Consider the following 21,407-nt stretch of genomic DNA (forward strand, 5'->3'; position numbering starts at 1 on the left):
CTCCTACAGGATAGCGGCGCCCTTCAAACCGGCGCCGTCCCTGTAGGAGCGGCCTTGTGTCGCGAAAGGGCCGCAAAGCGGCCCCAGCTTTTCTCTAGTGATTAAAGCGCTGCAATCCGCGCATGCTGCTCGGTGAAGTTGGCCAGGGCCTGTTCGGACTCGGCCAGCTTGGCGCGTTCCTTCTCGATCACGGCAGGTGGTGCCTTGTCGACGAAGGCGGCGTTGGACAGCTTGCCACCCACGCGTGCCACTTCACCCTGCAGGCGCTGGATTTCCTTGTTCAGGCGCGCCAGCTCGGCATCCTTGTCGATCAGGCCGGCCATTGGCACCAGCACTTGCAGGTCACCGACCAGGGCGGTGGCCGACAGCGGCGCTTCGTCGGCATCGCCCAGTACGGTGAACGATTCGACCTTGGCCAGCTTCTTCAGCAGGGCTTCGTTTTCCTGCAGGCGACGCTGGTCGTCGGCGTTGGCGTTCTTAAGGAACAGCGGCAGCGGCTTGCCCGGGCCGATGTTCATTTCGGCGCGGATGTTGCGCAGGCCGACCATCAGCTCCTTGAGCCACTCGATGTCGCCTTCGGCGGCAGCATCGATGCGGCTTTCATTGGCCACCGGCCATGGCTGCAGCATGATGGTCTTGCCTTCGATGCCGGCCAGCGGCGCGATGCGCTGCCAGATTTCTTCGGTGATGAACGGCATGAACGGGTGCGCCAGGCGCAGCGCCACTTCCAGCACGCGCACCAGGGTGCGGCGGGTGCCACGGGCGCGCTCGACCGGGGCGTTCTCGTCCCACAGTACCGGCTTGGACAGCTCCAGGTACCAGTCGCAATACTGGTTCCAGATGAACTCGTACAGCGCCTGGCTGGCCAGGTCGAAGCGGAACTGCTCCAACTGGCGGGTCACTTCGGCTTCGGTACGCTGCAGCTGCGAGATGATCCAGCGGTCGGCCAGCGACAGCTCGTAGGCCTCGCCGTTCTGGCCGCAGTCCTCGCCCTTGTCCAGCACGTAGCGGGCGGCGTTCCAGATCTTGTTGCAGAAGTTGCGGTAGCCTTCGACGCGGCCCATGTCGAACTTGATGTCGCGGCCGGTGGAGGCCAACGAGCAGAAGGTGAAGCGCAGGGCGTCGGTGCCGTAGCTGGCGATACCTTCGGGGAACTCGGCCTTGGTCTGCTTGGCGATTTTCTCGGCAAGCTTGGGCTGCATCATGCCGCTGGTGCGTTTTTCCAGCAGGGCGTCGAGGGTGATGCCGTCGACGATGTCCAGCGGGTCCAGCACGTTGCCCTTGGACTTGGACATCTTCTGGCCCTGGCCGTCACGTACCAGGCCGTGCACGTATACGGTCTTGAACGGTACCTGCGGGGTGCCATCCTCGTTCTTGATCAGGTGCATGGTCAGCATGATCATGCGCGCAACCCAGAAGAAGATGATGTCGAAGCCGGTTACCAGCACGTCGGTGGAGTGGAACTTCTTGAGGAACTCGGTCTGTTCCGGCCAGCCCAGGGTAGAGAAGGTCCACAGGCCCGAACTGAACCAGGTGTCGAGTACGTCGTCGTCCTGGCGCAGGACCACGTCGGCGCCCAGGTTGTGCTTGGCGCGCACTTCTTCCTCGTTGCGGCCGACATAGACTTGGCCGGCCTCGTCGTACCATGCCGGGATGCGGTGGCCCCACCACAGCTGGCGGCTGATGCACCAGTCCTGGATGTCACGCATCCAGGAGAAGTACATGTTCTCGTACTGCTTGGGCACGAACTGGATGCGGCCATCTTCCACTGCGGCGATGGCAGGTTCTGCCAGCGGCTTGGTGGAAACGTACCACTGGTCGGTCAGCCACGGCTCGATGACGGTGCCCGAACGGTCGCCCTTCGGCACTTTCAGCGCGTGGTCGTCGATGCTCACCAGCAGGCCCTGGGCATCCAGGTCGGCGACGATCTGCTTGCGTGCGACGAAGCGGTCGAGGTTGGCGTACTGGGCCGGCAGGCGGGTGTCCACCTGCTCGTTGACGCTGCCGTCGAGGTTGAAGGCCTGCGCGCTGGCCAGCACGAAGGCATTCTTGTCGAAGATGTTCAGCAGCGGCAGGTTGTGGCGTTTGCCGACTTCGTAGTCGTTGAAGTCGTGGGCCGGGGTGATCTTCACGCAGCCGGTACCGAACTCGGGGTCGCAGTAGTCGTCGGCGATGATCGGGATGCGGCGGCCGACCAGCGGCAGTTCGACGAACTTGCCGATCAGTGCCTGGTAGCGCTCGTCGTTCGGGTTGACTGCCACGGCCGCGTCACCCAGCAGGGTTTCCGGACGGGTGGTGGCGACGACCAGGTAGTCCTTGCCTTCGGCGGTCTTGGCGCCATCGGCCAGTGGGTAGCGCAGGTTCCACAGGTGGCCCTTCTCGTCGTGGTTCTCCACTTCGAGGTCGGAGATGGCCGTGTGCAGCTTGGTGTCCCAGTTGACCAGGCGCTTGCCGCGGTAGATCAGGCCGTCTTCATGCAGGCGCACGAAGGCTTCCTTGACCGCTTCGGACAGGCCGTCGTCCATGGTGAAACGCTCGCGGCTCCAGTCGACCGACGAGCCCAGACGGCGGATCTGACGGCTGATGTTGCCGCCGGACTGGTCCTTCCATTCCCAGACCTTTTCCAGGAACTTTTCGCGGCCCAGGTCATGACGGTTCTGGCCCTTGGCCTCTAGCTGGCGCTCGACCAGCATCTGGGTGGCGATACCGGCGTGGTCGGTGCCTGGCTGCCACAGGGTGTCGCGGCCTTGCATGCGGCGGAAACGGATCAGGGCGTCCATGATCGCGTTGTTGAACCCGTGGCCCATGTGCAGGCTGCCGGTCACGTTCGGCGGCGGGATCATGATGGTGTAGGACTCGCCTGCACCTTGTGGAGCGAAATAGTTCTCGGACTCCCAGGTGTTGTACCAGGAAGTTTCGATGGCGTGCGGCTGGTAGGTCTTATCCATGCGCGGCGGGACCCTGTGCATTTATTCGGGAAAGCCGGGAAGTATAACCAAGCTGGGGGCCGCAGGCGACAAGCTGCTGCTATCTGGCAGGCAGGGGCGGCCTACTCGCGGGTAAACCCGCTCCCACAGGAGCTGCGCAAGCTTTCAGACTTGCGCCGGTCCTGTGGGAGCGGGTTTACCCGCGAAGAAGGCACCGCCGAATTTCGGTTTTACTCGGAACGCTTGATCAACCGCTCGATCCGCGCATCCAGCCGGCGCTTGATCTCGTTCTCGATGTGCGGGGTAAAGTCGTTGATCACGTCCTGCATGATCATCTGCGCCGCCGCACGCAGTTCGCTTTCCAGATGCAGCAGGGTGTCCTGGCGACGAGTCTGCGGGTCATCTTCGGGTTCGGCAGCTATTGGTTCGGCCGTAGGCACATGATTGCCGGGCGCTTCTTCCAGCAGCAACGGGATCTGCTCCACCGTCTCGGTCAGCAGCGGTGGTTGCAGGTCGGCGTCGCCAAGCAGCTGGCGTATCGACTCGAGGTCATCGAGCAGATGGGCGGAATCGGGCAGGGGGGAGGGCTTGTCCATCGTCGTCAAAGTCGCTGTAAGCGGTGGTCTTGCAGAGCATAGCCCTGTTCACGGTAGAAACGGAATCGTTCACGGGCCGATTGGCGGATGCCAGGCTCTTCAACGACGATTTCGGCCACCCGCTCGAACTGGCCGACGAAGGCCGGTACGCCGGCGCCCAGGTTGATCAACAGGTCGTGGTGGTCGCCCGCACTGTCGGCGGCCAGGCCCAATGCCACGCTGGCATCGGCATGCACCTCCGCGAGGTCGTGGGGCACGAAGGCCTCGCCCTTGAAGCGCCACAGGCGTTGGTCCAGCTCGTTGCGCTGCTCGGCGTCCTGGCAATGCAGGTAGACCCGGTGGCCGAGGCGCCAGGCCTTTTCGCATAGCTTGCAGGCGAAATCGAGCCGCGCCGACAGCGAGTCGGTGGGCAGGATGTAGAAATCGACTTTGCTCATGGTGGTATCGCCGGCCGGTGGCGCGCGCGGCGCCACCGGCTCAATGGCGTCAGGCGCCGGCGCGGTCCAGCAGGTACTGGGTCAGCAGGGGTACAGGGCGGCCAGTGGCGCCCTTGTCCTTGCCGCCGCTGACCCAGGCAGTGCCGGCGATGTCCATGTGCGCCCAGTCGTAGGCCTTGGCAAAGCGCGACAGGAAGCAGCCGGCGGTGATGGTGCCGGCCTTCGGCCCGCCGATGTTGCCCATGTCGGCGAACGGGCTGTCCAGCTGCTCCTGGTACTCATCGAACAGCGGCAGCTGCCAGGCACGGTCGTCGGCGCGCTTGCCGGCGTCGAGCAACTGGCCGACCAGGTCGTCGTTGTTGCCCATCAGGCCAGTGGTGTGGCTGCCCAGGGCGACGATGCAGGCACCGGTCAGGGTAGCGATGTCGATGACTGCCTGCGGCTTGAAGCGCTCGGCGTAGGTCAGGGTGTCGCACAGCACCAGGCGGCCTTCGGCGTCGGTGTTGAGGATTTCCACGGTCTGCCCGCTCATGGTGGTGACGATGTCACCCGGCCGGGTGGCGCCGCCGCTCGGCATGTTCTCGGCGCAGGCCAGCAGGCACACCAGGTTGACCGGCAGCTGCAGCTCGAGCACCGCACGCAGGGTGCCGAGCACGCTGGCGGCACCGCACATGTCGTACTTCATTTCGTCCATGCCGGCGCCAGGCTTCAGGCTGATGCCGCCGGTGTCGAAGGTAATGCCCTTGCCCACCAGCACGAACGGCTTGTCCGCCTTCTTGCCGCCCTGGTAGTTGAGCACGATCAGGCGTGGCGGCTGGTCGCTGCCCTGGCCGACGGCGTAGAACGCGCCCATGCCGAGGTCCTTGATCTTCTTCTCGTCCAGCACTTCGACTTTCAGCGCCTTGTGCGCCTTGCCCAGGTCCTTGGCCTGTTCGGCCAGGAAGCTTGGGTGGCACAGGTTGGGCGGCAGGTTGCCCAGGTCGCGCGTGAAGGCCATGCCGGTGGCGATGGCACTGGCATGCTTGACGGCACGTTCGACCTCGGCCTGGCCGGCCTTGTCGGTCAGCAGGGTGACCTTCTTCAGGGCGCGCGGCTCGGCCTTCTGGCTCTTGAAGCGATCGAACACGTATTCGCCGTCGAGCAGGGTTTCGGCCAGCAGGCGGTACTTGCCATAGTGGGCATCACGGTTGCTGACCGCGATGTCGTCCAGGGCCAGCACTGCGTCAGCGCCGTTCAGGCCCTTGAGCACGCCGGCGACGCTGGCGACCAGTTTGCGCCAGGCGCGGTCGCCCAGGGCTTCGTCCTTGCCGCTGCCTACCAGCAGCACGCGCTCGGCCTTCAGGCCCGCGAGGTTCTGCAGGAGCAGGGTCTGGCCCGGCTTGCCGACCAGGTCGCCACGTTTGAGCACGGCACTGATGGCGCCTTCGCTGGCCTGGTCGACGGCCTTGGCCACGGCGCCGAGCTTGCGGTTTTCACCTACCGGGAGGACCAGGGTGGCGGTTTTTACGGATGCAGCAGCTACGCTTTTTACAACCAGTTCCATGTCAGGATCCCCGAATGATCGATACAGTCGGCGCTGTGTATTCCAGCGCTCTGGACGGGCCTGGCCGCGTCGTCGCGCGCCAGCGGAAAAGCTGCCAGTTTGAGCCTGCGGCAAGCGTGCTGACAACCCCGTTATGCGCCTTCATGCGCGGCGAAGTGACAGGGGCGGTCAATCACAGGATAATGCGCGCACTTTACATGGAGGTTCGCCTTTGGCGAACCGGCATTGGTCTTGGCTGTACTAAGTCATTGTCTGGCGCCATTGATTGGCAGTCCGCCCTGACAACCCAGGAGTGTCTGGTTTGATCGTCTTTCGTTATCTGTCCCGCGAGGTCCTGGTGACCTTGAGCGCCGTCAGCGCCGTGCTGCTGGTGATCATCATGAGCGGGCGCTTCATCAAGTACCTGGCCCAGGCTGCCCAGGGTGTGCTCGACCCGAGCGTGCTGTTCCTGATCATGGGCTTCCGTCTGCCGGGCTTCCTGCAGCTGATCCTGCCTTTGGGGCTGTTCCTCGGCATTCTCCTGGCATACGGGCGCCTGTACCTGGAAAGCGAGATGACCGTGCTGTCGGCCACCGGCATGAGCCAGCAGCGCCTGCTGGGCCTGACCATGGCGCCGGCCGCCCTGGTCGCCCTGCTGGTGGCCTGGCTTAGCCTGAGCCTGGCACCGCTGGGCGTGGCCCAGGTGCAGCAGATCATCGCCCAGCAGGATGCCCTGACCGAGTTCGACACCCTGGTGCCGGGCCGCTTCCAGACCCTGCGCGACGGCTCGCGGGTGACTTACACCGAAGAGCTGTCGGACGACCGCATCAACCTGGCCGGGGTGTTCATTTCCGAGAAGCGCTTCAACCAGGACAAGACCAAGGACCGCGCCCCGTCGGTGCTGGTTGCCGAAAAAGGCCACCAGGAAATCCAGGCCGACGGCAACCGCTACCTGGTGCTGGAAAACGGCTACCGTTACGACGGCAACCCGGGCCAGGCGGATTACCGTGCAATCAAGTACGACACCTACGGAGTGCTGCTGCCCAAGCCGGAAGTCGCCGAGGAAGTGACCGATCGCGAAGCCATCCCCACTTCCGAGCTGATCGGCAAGAAGGGCCTGCGTGAGCGCGCCGAGCTGCAATGGCGGCTGTCGCTGCCGATCCTGGTGTTCATCGTCACCATGCTGGCGGTGCCGCTGTCCCGGGTCAACCCGCGCCAGGGCCGCTTCCTCAAGCTGCTGCCGGCAATTCTTCTGTACATGGCCTACCTGACAATGCTGATTTCCGTACGCGGCGCCCTCGAGAAGGGCAAACTGCCGATCGCCCTGGGCATGTGGTGGGTCCACGGCCTGTTCCTGCTGATCGGCCTGGGCCTGATGTACTGGGAGCCGCTGCGCCTCAAGCGCGCCGCCCGTCGTGCGGAGGTGGCCCATGGGTAAGCTCGACCGCTACATCGGCCAGAGCGTGCTGCTGGCCATCCTCGCCGTGCTGGGGATCATCCTCGGCCTGGCTTCGCTGTTTGCCTTCATCGACGAGATGAGCGACCTGAGTGACACCTACACGGTGATGGAGGCGGGCAACTTCGTCCTGCTGACCGCACCGCGGCGGCTGTACGAAATGCTGCCGATGGCCGCCTTGATCGGCTGCCTGATCGGCCTGGGTAGCCTGGCCAGCAGCAGCGAACTGACCATCATGCGTGCTGCAGGGGTTTCCATCGGGCGCATCGTCTGGGCGGTGATGAAGCCGATGCTGGTACTGATGCTGGTCGGTCTGCTGATCGGCGAGTACGTGGCGCCGGTGACCGAGAACAAGGCCCAGGCCGACCGTTCCCTGGCCCAGGGCGGTGGTGAGGCGCAAAGCTCCAAGCGCGGCATGTGGCACCGCCAGGGCGAGGAGTACGTGCACATCAACGCCGTGCAGCCTAACGGCCTGCTGCTGGGTGTGACCCGTTACCGCTTCGACAGCGAGCGCAAGATTGTCACCTCGAGTTTCGCCCGCCGTGCACAGTACCAGGACGACCACTGGATGCTCAGCGACGTGCGCACCACCTTCTTCCGTGGCGACCACACCGAAGTGGTGACCGCGCCGCAGGAACGCTGGGACGTTTCGCTCACGCCGCAACTGCTCAATACTGTGATCCTCGCGCCGGAGTCGCTGTCCATCACCGGGCTGTGGGACTACATCCACTACCTGTCCGACCAGGGCCTGAACAATGCCCGTTACTGGCTGGCGTTCTGGACCAAGGTATTGCAGCCGATGGTGACCGCGGCGCTGGTGCTGATGGCCATTTCCTTCATCTTCGGCCCGCTGCGTTCGGTAACCCTTGGCCAGCGCGTGTTCACCGGTGTACTGGTAGGCTTCGTGTTCCGCATCGCCCAGGACCTGCTGGGGCCCTCGAGCCAGGTGTTCGGCTTCCCGCCGCTGCTGGCGGTGGTGATCCCGGCAGGCATCTGTGCGCTGGCCGGTGTGTGGTTGTTGCGCCGGGCAGGTTGATGGCCTGAGCTGTACAAAAAAGCCGACCTCGGGGTCGGCTTTTTCATGGGTGTTCACCTGTGCGGGCCCCTTCGCGGGTAAAACCGCTCCCACAGGAATCGCACCGGTCGTGATGCCTGTGCTGCACCTGTGGGAGCGGGTTTACCCGCGAAGGGGCCAGCACAGGCAATACAGGTCTCAGCTCATTTCTTCTGCTTCGGCACCCGCACCAGCTGGCTTTCCGAATAGATGTCATGCCAGCCCCTCTGGCGCTTGTCGATCAACGCCCAGAAAAAACCCAGCCCCAGGCACAGCCACGAGGCAATCGACACCACGAAGCGCAGCAGCGCCTGCCACAGGCTGATGGCCGTGCCATCGGCGTTCTGCACCCGCACGCCCCACACCTGCATGCCCAGGGTCTGCCCGCCATGGGTCCAGAACTTGGCAAAGAAACCGAAAAGGACGAACAGCAGCACCGTCGACAGCAGCGGGTCGCCGTCCAGAGCGCCAGCCTCGGTCAGCTCGCGCATGCGGGCTTCGCCGATGATCGCCATCTGGATCATCTTGTAGGCACCTGCGGTCACGATCAGCAACGCCGTGCACAGCAGGAAGTCGTAGAACATCGCCGCCAGGCGCCGGCCCAGGCCGACCGGAGGAAAATCACCCTGGGGTGTGAGCAGAGGCTTGGACATGCAAAACGGCTCCAGAAGACGAAGCCGCTATTCTACGGGCAAAAAAAAGCCCCTGCACTTGGCAGGGGCTTTTCTCGAAGTCGGGTTCGGCTTAGCCGGCGACCTGAACTTTGTCAGCCTGCATGCCTTTCTGGCCCTGGACTGCTTCGAAGGTGACCTTCTGGCCTTCTTTCAGGCTCTTGAAGCCGTTACCTTCGATAGCGCGGAAGTGCACGAACAGATCCGGACCGCTTTCTGGGGTGATGAAGCCGTAACCTTTTTCGTCATTGAACCACTTGACGGTACCGTTCTGACGCTCAGCCATTGTCTTATTTCCTATGAAGCTTGAATTTTGATGACAGTTTCTTTTGCAATAAAGGAAGCAAAAGATTACTGGGCTGGGTTGCAGGAAAGTAAGAGACGTCGAACGGGTTGTAGCAGATTGCGGCTACTGGCCCAGGTCACGAACTGTTGCGACCCATGCAAACACAGTGCAGTGACTCTACGCCAACTCCCGAGCGAAAAACAAGCCCTTGGTCGTATGGAAAATCGGCCGTTTGCCGATAACCGACCGATTTGTCGGAAACGGCATGGCGCCTGGCCTGGCGCCATGTTCAAAAGTTATTGGACAGGTTCGAAAACGAATATGTCGAACCTGCCCGTAACCTTCACAAAACGGCTTCAGCCCCGGTAGTAACGTTGTGCCACAAAAGGCATTTTGCTGACCTTCAAGGCAACCTTCTTGCCACGCACCACGGCAAACAGTGGGGTGTCGATAGCGGTATGTTCACTATCGATATAACCCATTGCTACAGGAGCACCGAGTGTCGGGCCAAAGCCGCCGCTGCACACTTTGCCTACAGGTTTATCGTTTGCATCGACAATATCCGCGCCTTCACGTACTGGGGTACGCTCCTGCGGCAACAGGCCCACACGTTTGCGCGCCACACCATCTCGCTGATGGGCGAAGATGGCTTCGGCACCCGGGAAGCCGGCGGCACGCGCGCCATCGGCACGGCGAACCTTGGAAATAGCCCACAGCAGGCTGGCTTCCACCGGCGTGGTTTCGGTATTCATGTCGTGGCCATACAGGCACAGGCCGGCTTCCAGGCGCAGCGAGTCACGCGCACCCAGACCGATCGGTTGTACTTCGGGCTCTGCCAGCAGGCGGCGGGCCAGGGCTTCGGCGGCATGCGCCGGTACCGAAATTTCGTAGCCGTCTTCGCCGGTGTAGCCTGAGCGGCTGACGAAGCAGTCTTCACCCAGCAGTTTCACCGGGCGGAACTGCATGAAGGTCATGCCGGCCACTTCCGGGGCCAGGCGTTCCAGCACCTTGACTGCCGCCGGGCCTTGCAAGGCCAGCAGGGCGCGCTGCTCGAACAGTGGCTGTACCTCGCAACGGCTGCCGATGTGCGCTTGCAGGTGGGCCAGGTCCTGATCCTTGCAGGCGGCGTTGACCACAAGGAACAGCGTGTCGTCGCCCAGGTTGGCAACCATCAAGTCATCGAGGATGCCGCCTTGCTCATTGGTGAACATGGCATAGCGCTGCATGCCCACCGGCAGGTCGATGATATCCACCGGCACCAGGCTTTCCAGGGCCTTGGCGGCATCGCTGCCGCGCAGGGTGATCTGGCCCATGTGCGAGACATCGAACAGGCCGGCCTGCTCGCGTGTGTGCAGGTGTTCCTTGAGCACGCCCAACGGGTACTGCACCGGCATGTCATAGCCGGCGAACGGCACCATGCGCGCACCCAGTTCCAGGTGCAGGGCGTGCAGTGGGGTCTTGAGCAGTGTTTCGGACATCGGTGACTCCTTGCTGTTGTTGTCGGGTCAACATTCGATGATGTTGACGGCCAGGCCGCCACGGGCGGTCTCTTTGTATTTGCTTTTCATGTCGGCGCCGGTCTGGCGCATGGTGCGGATGACCTTGTCGAGCGACACGTAGTGCTGCCCGTCGCCGCGCAAGGCCATGCGCACCGCGTTGATCGCCTTCACCGAGCCCATGGCGTTGCGCTCGATGCAAGGCACCTGGACCAGCCCGCCAATCGGGTCGCAGGTCAGGCCCAGGTTGTGTTCCATGCCGATTTCGGCAGCGTTTTCCACCTGTTGCACGCTGCCACCCATCACCTCGCACAGCGCCCCGGCGGCCATCGAGCAGGCCACGCCGACCTCGCCCTGGCAGCCTACTTCGGCACCGGAGATGGAGGCGTTTTCCTTGTACAGGATGCCGATGGCCGCGGCGGTGAGCAGAAACCGCACCACCCCGTCCTCGTTGGCTCCCGGTACGAAGCGCATGTAGTAATGCAGCACCGCCGGGACAATGCCCGCCGCGCCGTTGGTCGGCGCGGTGACCACGCGCCCGCCGTAGGCGTTTTCCTCGTTCACTGCCAGTGCATAGAGGTTGACCCAGTCGAGCACCGACAGGGCATCGCGCAGGCTGGCCTCGGGATTGCGGCTCAGTTGGCGGTACAACGCCGGCGCTCGGCGCTTTACCTTCAGCCCACCCGGCAGGATGCCTTCATGCTGGCAACCGGCTTCGACACAGTCCTGCATCACCTGCCAGATGCGCAACAGCCCGGCACGGGTTTCCGCCTCGGGGCGCCAAGCCGCCTCGTTGGCCAGCATTACCTGGCTGATCGACAGGTTTTGCCCGGTGCAATGACCGAGCAGCTCCTTGGCGGTCTTGAACGGGTAGGTCAGCGGTGTGCTGTCCTCGACGATGCGGTCGTGGCCGGCAGCGTCCTGGTCGACCACGAAACCGCCGCCCACCGAGTAGTACTCGCGGCTGCGGATTTGCAGGCCGGCCTCGTCGAAGGCGCGGAAGATCATGCCGTTGGGGTGGTAGTCCAGCGGCTTGCGGATCATCGCCAGGTGCTGCTTTTCGATGAACGCGATGCTGTGCTCGCCGAGCAGGTTCAGCCGACCGCTGTCGCGGATGGCCTGCAGGCGGGCAGGGATGGTGTCGGTGTCGATGACGTCGGGGTGTTCGCCTTCAAGGCCCAGCAGCACGGCCTTGTCGCTGCCGTGGCCCTTGCCGGTGGCGCCGAGCGAGCCGTACAGCTCGGCCTTGACGCTGACCGTGCCGGCAAGCAGGCCATCACGGCGCAGCCCTTCGGCGAAGCGCGCGGCGGCGCGCATCGGGCCGACCGTGTGCGAGCTGGAGGGGCCGATGCCGATCTTGAACAGGTCGAAGACGCTCAAAGACATGGTGGACCTCCAGCCAGGATATTGGGCAAACGGTGAACTCTGTGGGAGCGGGCGTGCCCGCGAATGCGTGGTTGAAGCCAACATCGCATTCGCGGGCACGCCCGCTCCCACAGCGGACCACACCTTGAGTCAGGTGGCGGGCCCGAGGGCTATCAGGCGTCCTGATAGCTCTCGATCGACGGGCAGGCGCACACCAGGTTGCGGTCGCCGAACACGTTGTCGACCCGGCCGACCGGCGGCCAGTACTTGCCTTCCACCAGGCTTGGCAGCGGGTACACCGCCTGTTCGCGGCTGTAGCCATGGGCCCATTCGCCAACCAGCTCGGCCGCAGTGTGCGGGGCGTTCTTCAGCGGGTTGTCGTCCTTGTCCAGGCTACCGTTCTCGACCGCGCGAATTTCTTCTCGGATCTGGATCATCGCGTCGCAGAAGCGGTCCAGTTCTTCCTTGGACTCGCTTTCGGTCGGTTCGATCATCAGCGTGCCCGCCACCGGGAAGGACATGGTCGGGGCGTGGAAGCCGAAGTCGATCAGGCGCTTGGCCACGTCGTCGACGCTGATGCCGCTGGTGTCTTTCAGCGGGCGCAGGTCGAGGATGCACTCGTGGGCCACCAGGCCGTTGCCGCCGGTATACAGAACAGGATAGTGCTCTTCCAGGCGACGGGCGATGTAGTTGGCGTTGAGGATTGCCATCTGCGAGGCACGCTTGAGGCCGGCACCGCCCATCATGCGGATGTACATCCAGGTGATCGGCAGGATGCTGGCGCTGCCGAACGGCGCGGCACAAACCGCGCCCTCGGTGTTTTCCAGCTGCGCGTGGCCGGGCAGGAACGGCGCCAGGTGCGACTTGACACCGATCGGGCCGACGCCCGGGCCGCCACCGCCGTGCGGGATGCAGAAGGTCTTGTGCAGGTTCAGGTGGGATACGTCGCCGCCGAACTTGCCCGGGGCGCACAGGCCGACCATGGCGTTCATGTTGGCGCCGTCGATGTACACCTGGCCACCGTTGTCGTGGATGATCGCGCAGATTTCGCCGATCGCTTCCTCGAACACGCCGTGGGTCGACGGGTAGGTGATCATGATCGCGGCCAGGCGCTCGCGGTGTTCGATGGCCTTGGCGCGCAGGTCCTCGACATCGACGTTGCCGCGGGCATCACAGGCGGTGACCACCACGCGCATGCCGGCCATGTGCGCGGTTGCCGGGTTGGTGCCGTGGGCCGACGACGGGATCAGGCAGATGTCGCGGTGGCCTTCGCCACGGCTGCGGTGGTAGGCGCGGATGGCCAGCAGGCCTGCATACTCGCCCTGGGAACCGGCATTGGGCTGCAGCGACACGGCGTCGTAGCCGGTGGCGGCGCAGAGCATGGCTTCCAGCTCGGTGGTCATCTGCAGGTAGCCCTGGCTCTGCTCGGCCGGGGCGAACGGGTGCAGGTTGCCGAACTCGGCCCAGGTGACCGGGATCATTTCGCTGGCGGCGTTCAGCTTCATGGTGCACGAGCCCAGCGGGATCATGCTGCGATCCAGCGCCAGGTCCTTGTCGGCAAGGCGGCGCAGGTAGCGCATCAGCTCGGTTTCGCTGTGGTAGCGGTTGAATACCGGGTGCGAGAGGATGGCCGACTGGCGCAGCAGGGCGGCAGGCAGCAGCGAGCCGGTGCTGGCGGCCAGCGCGTTGAAGTCCGGCTGGGCCTGGTCGCCACCGATCAGTTGCCACAGGGTCTCGACATCGGCCTGGCTAGTGGTTTCGTCCAGCGACAGGCCCACGTGGGCGGCGTCGATCTGGCGCAGGTTGATGCCCTGGGCGCGGGCCTTGTCATGAAGGCTGGCAGTGGCGCTGCCGGTGGCCAGGGTCAGGGTGTCGAAGGCGCTGGCGCCCACTACCTGCACGCCCAGCGTCTTCAGGCCGGCGGCCAGGATCGCGGTCAGGGCATGGGTACGTTCGGCGATGCGCTTGAGGCCGGCCGGGCCGTGGTACACGGCGAACATGCTGGCGATGTTGGCCAGCAGCACCTGGGCGGTGCAGATGTTGCTGGTGGCCTTTTCGCGGCGGATGTGCTGTTCGCGGGTCTGCATGGCCAGGCGCAGGGCGGTCTTGCCGAAGCGGTCGATCGACACGCCGACCAGGCGGCCTGGCATGTCGCGCTTGAATGCGTCACGGGTAGAGAAGTAGGCCGCGTGCGGGCCACCAAAGCCCAGCGGCACACCGAAGCGCTGGGCGCTGCCGATGGCCACGTCGGCACCGAACTCGCCCGGCGGGGTCAGCAGGGTCAGGGCCAGCAGGTCGGCGGCCACGGCGACCAGGGCATTGGCTGCGTGGAAGCGCTCGACCACTTCGCGGTAGTCGAACACTTCACCGTTGCTGGCCGGGTACTGCAGCAGGGCGCCGAAGAAAGCGCTGACATCGCCCAGCTCGCGCTCGTCGCCGACCACGATCTCGATACCCAGCGGCTCGGCACGGGTGCGCAGCACGTCGAGGGTTTGCGGGTGGCAGTGCACGGAGGCGAAGAAGGCGTGGCTGGCCTTGTTCTTCGACAGGCGCTTGCAGAAGGTCATGGCCTCGGCCGCAGCGGTGGCTTCGTCGAGCAGGGAGGCGTTGGCGATCGGCAGGCCGGTCAGGTCGCTGATCAGGGTCTGGAAGTTCAGCAGCGCTTCCAGGCGGCCCTGGGAAATTTCTGGCTGGTACGGGGTATAGGCGGTGTACCAGGCCGGGTTTTCCAGCAGGTTGCGCAGGATCGGTGCCGGAGTGTGGGTGTTGTAGTAGCCCTGGCCGATGTAGCTCTTGAACAGCTGGTTCTTGCCGGCGATGGCCTTGAGCGCGGCAAGCGCGTCGGCTTCGCTCTGGCCGTTGTGTGAGCCGAGCACGCTGGTGCCTTTGATGCTGTCGGGAATGACCGCGGCGGTCATGGCTTCCAGCGAGTCGAAGCCGAGGGCGGCCAGCATGGCCTGCTCGTCAGCGGCGCGCGGGCCGATGTGGCGGGCGATGAATTCGTTGGCGGTGCCGAGGTTGATGGTCATGGCGGGGCTCCTCAGGCGTCGTCGTTGGCTTTGATCAGGCGGTCGTAGGCGTCCTGGTCGAGCAGGGCGGCCACGGCGCTGGCGTCGGCGGGAATGAAGCGGAAGAACCAGCCTTCGCCCATCGGGTCTTCGTTGACCAGTTCCGGGCTGTCTTCGAGCTGGTCGTTGATCTGGACCACTTCGCCGGTCAGGGGCATGTACACACCGCTGGCGGCCTTGACCGACTCGACGGTGGACGCTTCGCTGCCTTTCTCATACTGCTGCAACTCTGGCAGTTGCACGAAAACCACATCGCCCAGGGCATTCTGGGCGTAGGCGGTGATGCCCACGGTAACGCTGCCATCGGCTTCGACGCGCAGCCATTCGTGATCTTCAGTGAAACGCAACTCGCTCATGGGGAATCCTCGGGAAGCAGGGCGTTAGGCGCGGTGGCTCCGCGCTCTTGGGGTTGGGATTCCCTTAGCAAAAATGCGGCCAATCGTTAAAAATCGTTATAAATCAATATGTTAATTATTTCTCGTATTCAGTTTGTCATTCTTGTGGAATGAAAACGCTACAGCGGGAGGGGGATGGAAAAGGGTTTGGGGATCAAACCCTTGCACTGCCGTATCTGTATGGGGGTGTATTGATTTCAATACGATGTACTGAAATCAATACAATCCTGCCTGCAGGGCGCGAGTTTCAGCCGTCAGTTCTTCAGGCGGCCCTTCTTGCGATGCCCGTTCTACGTAGTTCTACGTAGATCGCGCCCGTAGTACTGCGAATTTTCTTATGGACCCGGCATGGCGAAAGTGTCGCCGTCCTTATCCGGACACATACAACAACAAAAGCCGTCGCAGGTTTACCACCCGCGACAGGAGAAAATTCGATGACCACACTGGCTACCCGAATTGCCTGGTTTGCCGTTGCCTTGCTTGGTGCGTTCGCGCTGGGCACCCTTGCACTACGCAGAGGCGAAGCCATCAACGCCCTCTGGATCGTGACGGCAGCAGTCGCCATCTACCTCATTGCCTACCGTTACTACAGCCTGTTCATCGCCAACAAGGTGATGCAACTGGACGCCACACGCGCCACGCCCGCCGTACTCAACAACGACGGCCTGGACTACGTACCGACCAACAAGCACATTCTCTTCGGGCACCACTTTGCTGCCATTGCCGGCGCGGGCCCTCTGGTTGGCCCGGTGCTTGCCGCGCAAATGGGCTACCTGCCCGGAACACTCTGGCTGATCGCCGGTGTGGTCCTGGCGGGCGCTGTCCAGGACTTCATGGTGCTGTTCATCTCCACCCGTCGCAATGGTCGCTCCCTGGGCGAACTGGTACGCGAAGAAATGGGTTCCATTCCCGGTACCATTGCCTTGTTCGGTGCCTTCCTGATCATGATCATCATCCTCGCGGTGTTGTCTCTGATCGTGGTCAAGGCGCTGGCGGAGAGCCCCTGGGGCATGTTCACGGTAATGGCCACGTTGCCGATTGCAGTGTTCATGGGCGTCTACATGCGCTACCTGCGCCCAGGGCGTATCGGTGAGATCTCTGTGATCGGCGTGGTCCTGCTGCTGGCGTCTATCTGGTGCGGCGGACTGGTCGCCGCCGACCCAGTCTGGGGGCCTGCGTTCACCTTCACCGGGTTGCAGATTACCTGGATGCTCATCGGCTATGGCTTCGTTGCCGCGGTACTGCCCGTCTGGCTGATCCTGGCGCCACGGGACTACCTTTCGACCTTCCTCAAGATCGGGACTATCGTCGCCCTGGCAATCGGCATCCTGGTCATCGCCCCCGACCTGAAAATGCCAGCCGTTACCCACTTCATCGATGGTACGGGCCCGGTCTGGAAGGGCGCCCTGTTCCCCTTCCTGTTCATCACCGTGGCATGCGGCGCGGTGTCTGGCTTCCACGCGTTGATCAGTTCGGGTACCACACCCAAGCTGTTGGCCAATGAAAGTCATGCCCGTTACATCGGCTACGGCGCGATGCTGATGGAGTCCTTCGTCGCGATCATGGCCATTGTCGCGGCATCGGTCATCGAACCTGGGATCTACTTCGCCATGAACAGCCCGGCCGCTGTGGTGGGTGGCGATGTCGCGACCGTGGCGGCTACCGTGAGCAGCTGGGGTTTCACCATAACACCGGAAATCCTGCAACAGACTGCCGCCGACATTGGCGAGCACACCATCCTGGCTCGCGCCGGCGGAGCGCCGACCTTGGCCGTGGGGATTGCCCAGATCCTCCACCAGGCGCTGCCAGGCGAGAACACCATGGCGTTCTGGTACCACTTTGCAATTCTCTTCGAGGCACTGTTCATCCTCACCGCCGTCGATGCCGGCACCCGTGCAGGGCGCTTCATGCTGCAGGATCTGCTCGGCAATTTCGTGCCGGCACTGAAGAAGACCGACTCCTGGACGGCGAACCTGATCGCTACCGCAGGTTGCGTGGCCATGTGGGGCTGGCTGCTGTACCAAGGGGTGATCGACCCGCTGGGTGGCATCAACACCCTGTGGCCGCTGTTCGGCATCTCCAACCAGATGCTGGCCGGGATCGCGCTCATGCTCGGCTGTGTGGTGCTTATCCGCATGAAGCGTCAGCGATACGTCTGGGTTACCTTGATTCCAGCCGTCTGGCTGCTGATCTGCACCACTACGGCCGGTCTTATCAAGCTGCTGGACAAGGACCCCTCGATGGGCTTCCTGGCGCTTGCCAAGAAGTACAGTGATGCTGCCGCTGCAGGCCAGGTGCTGGCGCCTGCGAAGGATCTGATGCAAATGCAGCACGTTGTGTTCAATGCCTATACCAACGCGACGCTGACAGCATTGTTCCTGTTGGTGGTCCTTAGCATTCTTTGCTTTGCCGTGAAGGTCGGGCGCCGTGCCTGGGTCATGCCCGAGCGCACCGACAAGGAATCACCGTTCCAGCCACAGCCGGACGTCTGAGGGAGCGCCCGGAATGTTCAATGACCTGAGCAAGATGGGTAAGTACCTGGGGCAAGCCGCCCGGATGCTGGTCGGCATGCCAGACTACGACGCCTATGTGGAGCACATGCAGCTCAAGCACCCGGAAAAACCGCTGATGTCCTACGAGGCGTTTTTCCGGGAGCGCCAGGAGGCACGTTACGGTGGCGGGAAGGGACGCCCAGTTCGTTGCTGCTGAGCGCTGACTAGCCCAGGCAGGCGCAACGTTCATCATGGTGCTCTCGCATTGGAAGGCCGGCAGCAGGCATAGTGCTGTTGCCGGCCCGCTCCTGCATTGGAAATGACCATGCAACTCAAGCACAAGATCGTCACTCTCAGTGTGCTTCCACTCGTCCTTTCGGTCCTGTTCATCTGTGTCCTCGTGTTTGCCCAGAGTCGCAAGCTGGAGGAGGAACAGGCACGCCTGGTTGAAAGCAGCATCATGGCAGCAAAGAAGGCCGAGTTGAAAAACTACCTAAGCCTGGCGATGAGCCTCATCGCGCCGTTGTATGAAGGCAGCACCGATGATGAAGCAACTCGGCAGCGTGCACTGGAGATCCTGTCCCAAGCCAACTTCGGCCTCGACGGCTACTTCTTCGTGTATGACCAGCAGGGCAAGAACCTGATGCACCCGAGGCAGTCCGAGCTGGTTGGCAAGCAACTCATTACGCTGACCGACAAGAACGGGCTACCGGTCATCCAGGCGCTACTCAAGAGCGCCAGGGAGGGCGATGGATTCCAGTTGTACGACTGGCAGAAGCCTTCTTCCGGGCAGATTACCGGGAAACTGTCATATGTCGTGATGCTGGACCGTTGGGGCTGGATGCTTGGCACAGGCATATACATCGACGATGTGGAGGTGGCGACCCGCAAGTCCCGGCAAGAGGTCGCTACCGGGGTACTGACCACGGTTCTGGCGATCGCCTCGTTCTCGTTGATTGCCGTACTGGTGATTTTTACCGGTGGCCTGATGCTGAACGTCAGTGAGCATCGCCTGGCGGACCGTAAGCTTTCCACGCTCAACCAGCGGATCGTGAACCTGCAGGAGGAGGAGCGCTCGCGGGTTTCGCGTGAACTGCATGACGGGATCAGTCAGGAGCTGGTGTCGATCAAGTTCCAGTATGAGCTGGCCGCCATCGAACTGGCCAACGGCCGGAGCGAGGGCCTGGAAAACCTGCGCAAAGGTACTTGCAGACTTGGCGCGGCGATCGGTGAGATACGCCGCATTTCCCATGATCTGCGCCCCTCGCTTCTGGACACGTTGGGGTTGTCGCCTGCCATCGAGCAACATGTCCGTGAGTTCGAGCAACGTACCTCGATTCACACCCAGTACGAATGTGGAATGGATGCGGCGGACATCGATACCAGCCTCAGGTTGACGCTGTTCCGCATCATTCAAGAGGCCCTCGCGAACGTGGAGCGTCATGCCAAAGCCACTGCCGCGATCGTTTCCGTCACGCAACAGCAGGGCATGATCGTATTGCGTGTGGAGGACAACGGGGTAGGGTTCGACACCCGCGCAGCAGACGAGTGCCACGGTATCGGCCTGAGGAACATTCGCGAACGAGTGGACCACCACTCGGGTAGCGTCAACATCGCATCCTCTTACGGCCGTACCGAGCTACAGGTGCAGATACCGGTTACGATCAGCTGAGCAGCCTTGCCACGCCAACCCTCGAGGACTCCATGAGCGTAACCCATCCGGTCAGAATCGCCCTGGTCGACGACCACGTCCTTGTGCGTGACGGCGTAAAGGCGCTGCTGTGCGCGATCCCGCACTTCGAGGTTGTCGGCCAGGCCGAGTCAGGAGCCCAGGCAATCGAGTTGGTAGCGACTACTGAACTGGACATTCTCCTGGTCGACGTAGGGCTTCAGGACATGAACGGGTTGGAGCTCACGCGCAAGCTGCGCGAACGCTACCCGGATATCAGGATCCTCATGCTGAGCATGTACGACAACCAGGAGTACGTCCGCACCTCCATCAGTTCCGGAGCGCTAGGTTATGTGCTGAAGAATGCGCCTTCCGCAGAGCTCATCGCGGCCATCGAGGCCATCGCTGCGGGAGGAAGCTTCTACAGCTCGGAAATCACTCGCAAGCTCGCCGTGAGCAACCGGGACGAGCACGAGCTGACGCCCCGTGAGTTGCAAGTGCTGTCAATGATCGCCAAGGGGCACAACAACAAGAAAATGGCCCAAGAGCTGGATATCAGTGTCCGTACAGTGGAAACCTATCGGCTGAGCATCAGGCGCAAGCTCAATATCGATACCCCTGCGGCACTCGTGAAATACGCCCTGGAGCATGGCCTGACCTCGATCTAGGCAATCCAGGGCAACGCCAGATACAGCTTGATGACGATGACATTGATGATGTCGATGAAGAATGCCCCCACCATCGGCACCACCAGGAAGGCGATGCGCGAGGCTCCGTAGCGCTGGGTCACCGCTTGCATGTTGGCGATTGCCGTTGGCGTTGCACCCAGGCCGAAACCACAGTGCCCGGCAGCCAGTACCGCTGCATCATAGTTGCGGCCCATGACCCGGAACGTGACGAATATCGCGAACAGTGCCATGACCAATGTCTGTGCGGCGAGCAATGCAAAGAATGGTAATGCCAGCGCTGAAAGGTCCCACAACTTGAGCGACATCAAGGCAATGGCCAGGAATAACGACAAGCTCACATTGCCCAATACCGAGACTTCCCGTTCGAATACTTGATAAAAGCCGAGCGCCGAAAGGCCGTTTCGCAACACCACGCCCACGAACAGTACGCAAACGAACGTTGGCAGTTCAAACGCAGTGCCTTTCAGCATACCGTTAAGTAACGAGCCTGCGAGTAAACTGACAGCGATCAGCGCCAATGTTTCGATAAATGAAAACGGCGTGATCAAGCGTTCTTTGTCTGGTTGTTCGAAACCCTTGGGCAGTCGTGGTGCTGGTTCTTCGATACCAGGTGTCGTTACCCGTCTGATCAGCAACCGGGCGACCGGGCCACCAATAAGGCCACCCAGTACCAGGCCGAAGGTAGCTGATGCCATTGCGAGTTCGGAGGCCGACGCCAGACCGAACTTTTCGGTGAAAGTGGCCCCCCACGCGGCGCCTGTACCGTGGCCGCCGGACAAGGTAATAGAGCCGGCCAGCAGGCCCATCAGCGGGTCGAGGCCAAGTGCCGTTGCCAGGCCGATACCCATGGCGTTCTGGACCAGCAGCAAGCCGGTTACCACCAGCAGGAACACGGTAACCACGCGGCCACCTTTTTTCAGGCTGGCGAAGTCTGCACTCAAACCGATGGTGGCGAAGAATGCCAGCATCAGAGGAGTTTGCAGTGAAGTATCGAATTGCACGTGGATATCGAAACTGCGCAACACCAGGAACGCCAAGGCCACTACCAGCCCGCCAGCGACAGGTTCCGGAATATTGTAAGTGCGCAGGAAACCAATACGCGCGACCAGGCCGCGCCCCAATAACAGTACCAAAGAGGCGGCTACAAGCGTCCCGTAAAAATCGAGTTCAAACATCAGGTGCTCTCGTTATATCCAGTAGCGGACCACTTCCCGCTATGGGGCGGGCAAGTGGGGTGACAGGTGGGAATACACTGTCACCATTCTACGAGGCATACGTGGGAGA

General features: G+C 62.6%; 18 protein-coding genes. 7 read left to right on the top strand and 11 right to left on the bottom strand.

Annotated features, from left to right (window positions below; all coding sequences use genetic code 11):
• Nucleotides 1–101: 101 nt before the first annotated feature.
• From RR51_RS04595 to RR51_RS04610, 4 genes are all read right to left on the bottom strand, one after another.
• Nucleotides 102–2,948, bottom strand: coding sequence for a valine--tRNA ligase (locus RR51_RS04595; RefSeq protein ID WP_013971095.1), 2,847 nt, complete (start codon nucleotides 2,946–2,948; stop codon nucleotides 102–104).
• A 209-nt stretch (nucleotides 2,949–3,157) separates the two neighbouring features.
• Nucleotides 3,158–3,523 (bottom strand): hypothetical protein, encoded by a 366-nt coding sequence (locus tag RR51_RS04600; RefSeq protein ID WP_024086347.1) that lies wholly within the window; start codon nucleotides 3,521–3,523, stop codon nucleotides 3,158–3,160.
• A gap of 5 nt (nucleotides 3,524–3,528) precedes the next feature.
• On the bottom strand, nucleotides 3,529–3,960 hold the full coding sequence (locus tag RR51_RS04605) for a DNA polymerase III subunit chi (RefSeq protein ID WP_003257931.1): 432 nt from the start codon (nucleotides 3,958–3,960) through the stop codon (nucleotides 3,529–3,531).
• Between the two features lie 49 nt (nucleotides 3,961–4,009).
• A complete protein-coding gene (locus RR51_RS04610; protein WP_039612752.1) occupies nucleotides 4,010–5,503 on the bottom strand; it encodes a leucyl aminopeptidase in 1,494 nt (497 codons plus the stop codon).
• 14 nt (nucleotides 5,504–5,517) lie between these two features.
• On the opposite strand from RR51_RS04610, the gene RR51_RS04615 reads away from it, so the two are divergent.
• From RR51_RS04615 to lptG, 3 genes are read left to right on the top strand one after another with little or no spacing between them, the layout of a single operon-like run.
• Nucleotides 5,518–5,808, top strand: a complete 291-nt coding sequence (locus RR51_RS04615) for a hypothetical protein (RefSeq protein WP_003257935.1) — start codon at nucleotides 5,518–5,520, stop codon at nucleotides 5,806–5,808.
• Nucleotides 5,805–6,920, top strand: a complete 1,116-nt coding sequence (gene lptF, locus RR51_RS04620; RefSeq protein ID WP_015269075.1) for an LPS export ABC transporter permease LptF — start codon at nucleotides 5,805–5,807, stop codon at nucleotides 6,918–6,920. Before RR51_RS04615 ends, lptF begins: the two co-directional genes overlap by 4 nt.
• A complete protein-coding gene (gene lptG, locus RR51_RS04625) occupies nucleotides 6,913–7,974 on the top strand; it encodes an LPS export ABC transporter permease LptG (RefSeq protein WP_015269076.1) in 1,062 nt (353 codons plus the stop codon). Before lptF ends, lptG begins: the two co-directional genes overlap by 8 nt.
• Nucleotides 7,975–8,156: 182 nt before the next feature.
• Here lptG and RR51_RS04630 read toward each other — a convergent pair whose 3' ends face one another.
• The 6 genes from RR51_RS04630 to gcvH form a co-directional block, all read right to left on the bottom strand.
• Nucleotides 8,157–8,645 carry an RDD family protein gene (locus RR51_RS04630; RefSeq protein WP_039612753.1) on the bottom strand — a complete coding sequence of 163 codons (489 nt, stop codon included), beginning with the start codon at nucleotides 8,643–8,645 and terminating at the stop codon, nucleotides 8,157–8,159.
• A 91-nt stretch (nucleotides 8,646–8,736) separates the two neighbouring features.
• A complete protein-coding gene (locus tag RR51_RS04635; protein WP_003257941.1) occupies nucleotides 8,737–8,949 on the bottom strand; it encodes a cold-shock protein in 213 nt (70 codons plus the stop codon).
• Between the two features lie 356 nt (nucleotides 8,950–9,305).
• The gene (gcvT, locus tag RR51_RS04640) at nucleotides 9,306–10,427 is read right to left on the bottom strand and encodes a glycine cleavage system aminomethyltransferase GcvT (RefSeq protein WP_024086348.1); all 1,122 of its coding nucleotides are present in this window, start codon (nucleotides 10,425–10,427) and stop codon (nucleotides 9,306–9,308) included.
• Between the two features lie 27 nt (nucleotides 10,428–10,454).
• On the bottom strand, nucleotides 10,455–11,831 hold the full coding sequence (locus RR51_RS04645; protein WP_024086349.1) for an L-serine ammonia-lyase: 1,377 nt from the start codon (nucleotides 11,829–11,831) through the stop codon (nucleotides 10,455–10,457).
• A 152-nt stretch (nucleotides 11,832–11,983) separates the two neighbouring features.
• On the bottom strand, nucleotides 11,984–14,839 hold the full coding sequence (gene gcvP / locus RR51_RS04650) for an aminomethyl-transferring glycine dehydrogenase (RefSeq protein ID WP_039612754.1): 2,856 nt from the start codon (nucleotides 14,837–14,839) through the stop codon (nucleotides 11,984–11,986).
• Nucleotides 14,840–14,850: 11 nt separating this feature from the next.
• Nucleotides 14,851–15,234: a glycine cleavage system protein GcvH gene (gene gcvH / locus RR51_RS04655; RefSeq protein ID WP_003257943.1), complete on the bottom strand. Its 384-nt coding sequence runs from the start codon at nucleotides 15,232–15,234 to the stop codon at nucleotides 14,851–14,853.
• 473 nt (nucleotides 15,235–15,707) lie between these two features.
• Between gcvH and RR51_RS04660 the strand changes: the two genes are divergently transcribed.
• From RR51_RS04660 to RR51_RS04675, 4 genes are all read left to right on the top strand, one after another.
• A complete protein-coding gene (locus RR51_RS04660) occupies nucleotides 15,708–17,765 on the top strand; it encodes a carbon starvation CstA family protein (protein WP_039612755.1) in 2,058 nt (685 codons plus the stop codon).
• Nucleotides 17,766–17,778: 13 nt separating this feature from the next.
• Entirely contained in the window at nucleotides 17,779–17,982 is a 204-nt protein-coding gene (locus RR51_RS04665) for a YbdD/YjiX family protein (protein ID WP_003257949.1), read from the top strand.
• Nucleotides 17,983–18,090: 108 nt separating this feature from the next.
• Nucleotides 18,091–19,437 carry a cache domain-containing protein gene (locus RR51_RS04670; RefSeq protein ID WP_039612817.1) on the top strand — a complete coding sequence of 449 codons (1,347 nt, stop codon included), beginning with the start codon at nucleotides 18,091–18,093 and terminating at the stop codon, nucleotides 19,435–19,437.
• A 32-nt stretch (nucleotides 19,438–19,469) separates the two neighbouring features.
• Nucleotides 19,470–20,102: a response regulator gene (locus RR51_RS04675; protein WP_024086354.1), complete on the top strand. Its 633-nt coding sequence runs from the start codon at nucleotides 19,470–19,472 to the stop codon at nucleotides 20,100–20,102.
• On the opposite strand, the gene gltS is transcribed toward RR51_RS04675, so the two are convergent.
• Nucleotides 20,099–21,298, bottom strand: a complete 1,200-nt coding sequence (gltS, locus tag RR51_RS04680) for a sodium/glutamate symporter (protein ID WP_039612756.1) — start codon at nucleotides 21,296–21,298, stop codon at nucleotides 20,099–20,101. The genes RR51_RS04675 and gltS overlap by 4 nt on opposite strands.
• Nucleotides 21,299–21,407 lie beyond the last annotated feature (109 nt).

The organism is Pseudomonas sp. C5pp (genome assembly GCF_000814065.1).
In the GTDB taxonomy this organism is placed as follows: Bacteria; Pseudomonadota; Gammaproteobacteria; order Pseudomonadales; family Pseudomonadaceae; genus Aquipseudomonas; species Aquipseudomonas asiatica.

Excerpts from the sequence above, each read along its gene's own strand:
- RR51_RS04595 (WP_013971095.1), bottom strand. The coding sequence starts at position 2,948 with ATGGATAAGACCTACCAGCCGCACGCCATCGAAACTTCCTGGTACAAC.
- RR51_RS04600 (WP_024086347.1), bottom strand. The coding sequence starts at position 3,523 with ATGGACAAGCCCTCCCCCCTGCCCGATTCCGCCCATCTGCTCGATGAC.
- RR51_RS04605 (WP_003257931.1), bottom strand. The coding sequence starts at position 3,960 with ATGAGCAAAGTCGATTTCTACATCCTGCCCACCGACTCGCTGTCGGCG.
- RR51_RS04610 (WP_039612752.1), bottom strand. The coding sequence starts at position 5,503 with ATGGAACTGGTTGTAAAAAGCGTAGCTGCTGCATCCGTAAAAACCGCC.
- RR51_RS04615 (WP_003257935.1), top strand. The coding sequence starts at position 5,518 with ATGATCGATACAGTCGGCGCTGTGTATTCCAGCGCTCTGGACGGGCCT.
- lptG (WP_015269076.1), top strand. The coding sequence starts at position 6,913 with ATGGGTAAGCTCGACCGCTACATCGGCCAGAGCGTGCTGCTGGCCATC.
- RR51_RS04630 (WP_039612753.1), bottom strand. The coding sequence starts at position 8,645 with ATGTCCAAGCCTCTGCTCACACCCCAGGGTGATTTTCCTCCGGTCGGC.
- RR51_RS04635 (WP_003257941.1), bottom strand. The coding sequence starts at position 8,949 with ATGGCTGAGCGTCAGAACGGTACCGTCAAGTGGTTCAATGACGAAAAA.
- gcvT (WP_024086348.1), bottom strand. The coding sequence starts at position 10,427 with ATGTCCGAAACACTGCTCAAGACCCCACTGCACGCCCTGCACCTGGAA.
- RR51_RS04645 (WP_024086349.1), bottom strand. The coding sequence starts at position 11,831 with ATGTCTTTGAGCGTCTTCGACCTGTTCAAGATCGGCATCGGCCCCTCC.
- gcvP (WP_039612754.1), bottom strand. The coding sequence starts at position 14,839 with ATGACCATCAACCTCGGCACCGCCAACGAATTCATCGCCCGCCACATC.
- gcvH (WP_003257943.1), bottom strand. The coding sequence starts at position 15,234 with ATGAGCGAGTTGCGTTTCACTGAAGATCACGAATGGCTGCGCGTCGAA.
- RR51_RS04660 (WP_039612755.1), top strand. The coding sequence starts at position 15,708 with ATGACCACACTGGCTACCCGAATTGCCTGGTTTGCCGTTGCCTTGCTT.
- RR51_RS04665 (WP_003257949.1), top strand. The coding sequence starts at position 17,779 with ATGTTCAATGACCTGAGCAAGATGGGTAAGTACCTGGGGCAAGCCGCC.
- RR51_RS04670 (WP_039612817.1), top strand. The coding sequence starts at position 18,091 with ATGCAACTCAAGCACAAGATCGTCACTCTCAGTGTGCTTCCACTCGTC.
- RR51_RS04675 (WP_024086354.1), top strand. The coding sequence starts at position 19,470 with ATGAGCGTAACCCATCCGGTCAGAATCGCCCTGGTCGACGACCACGTC.
- gltS (WP_039612756.1), bottom strand. The coding sequence starts at position 21,298 with ATGTTTGAACTCGATTTTTACGGGACGCTTGTAGCCGCCTCTTTGGTA.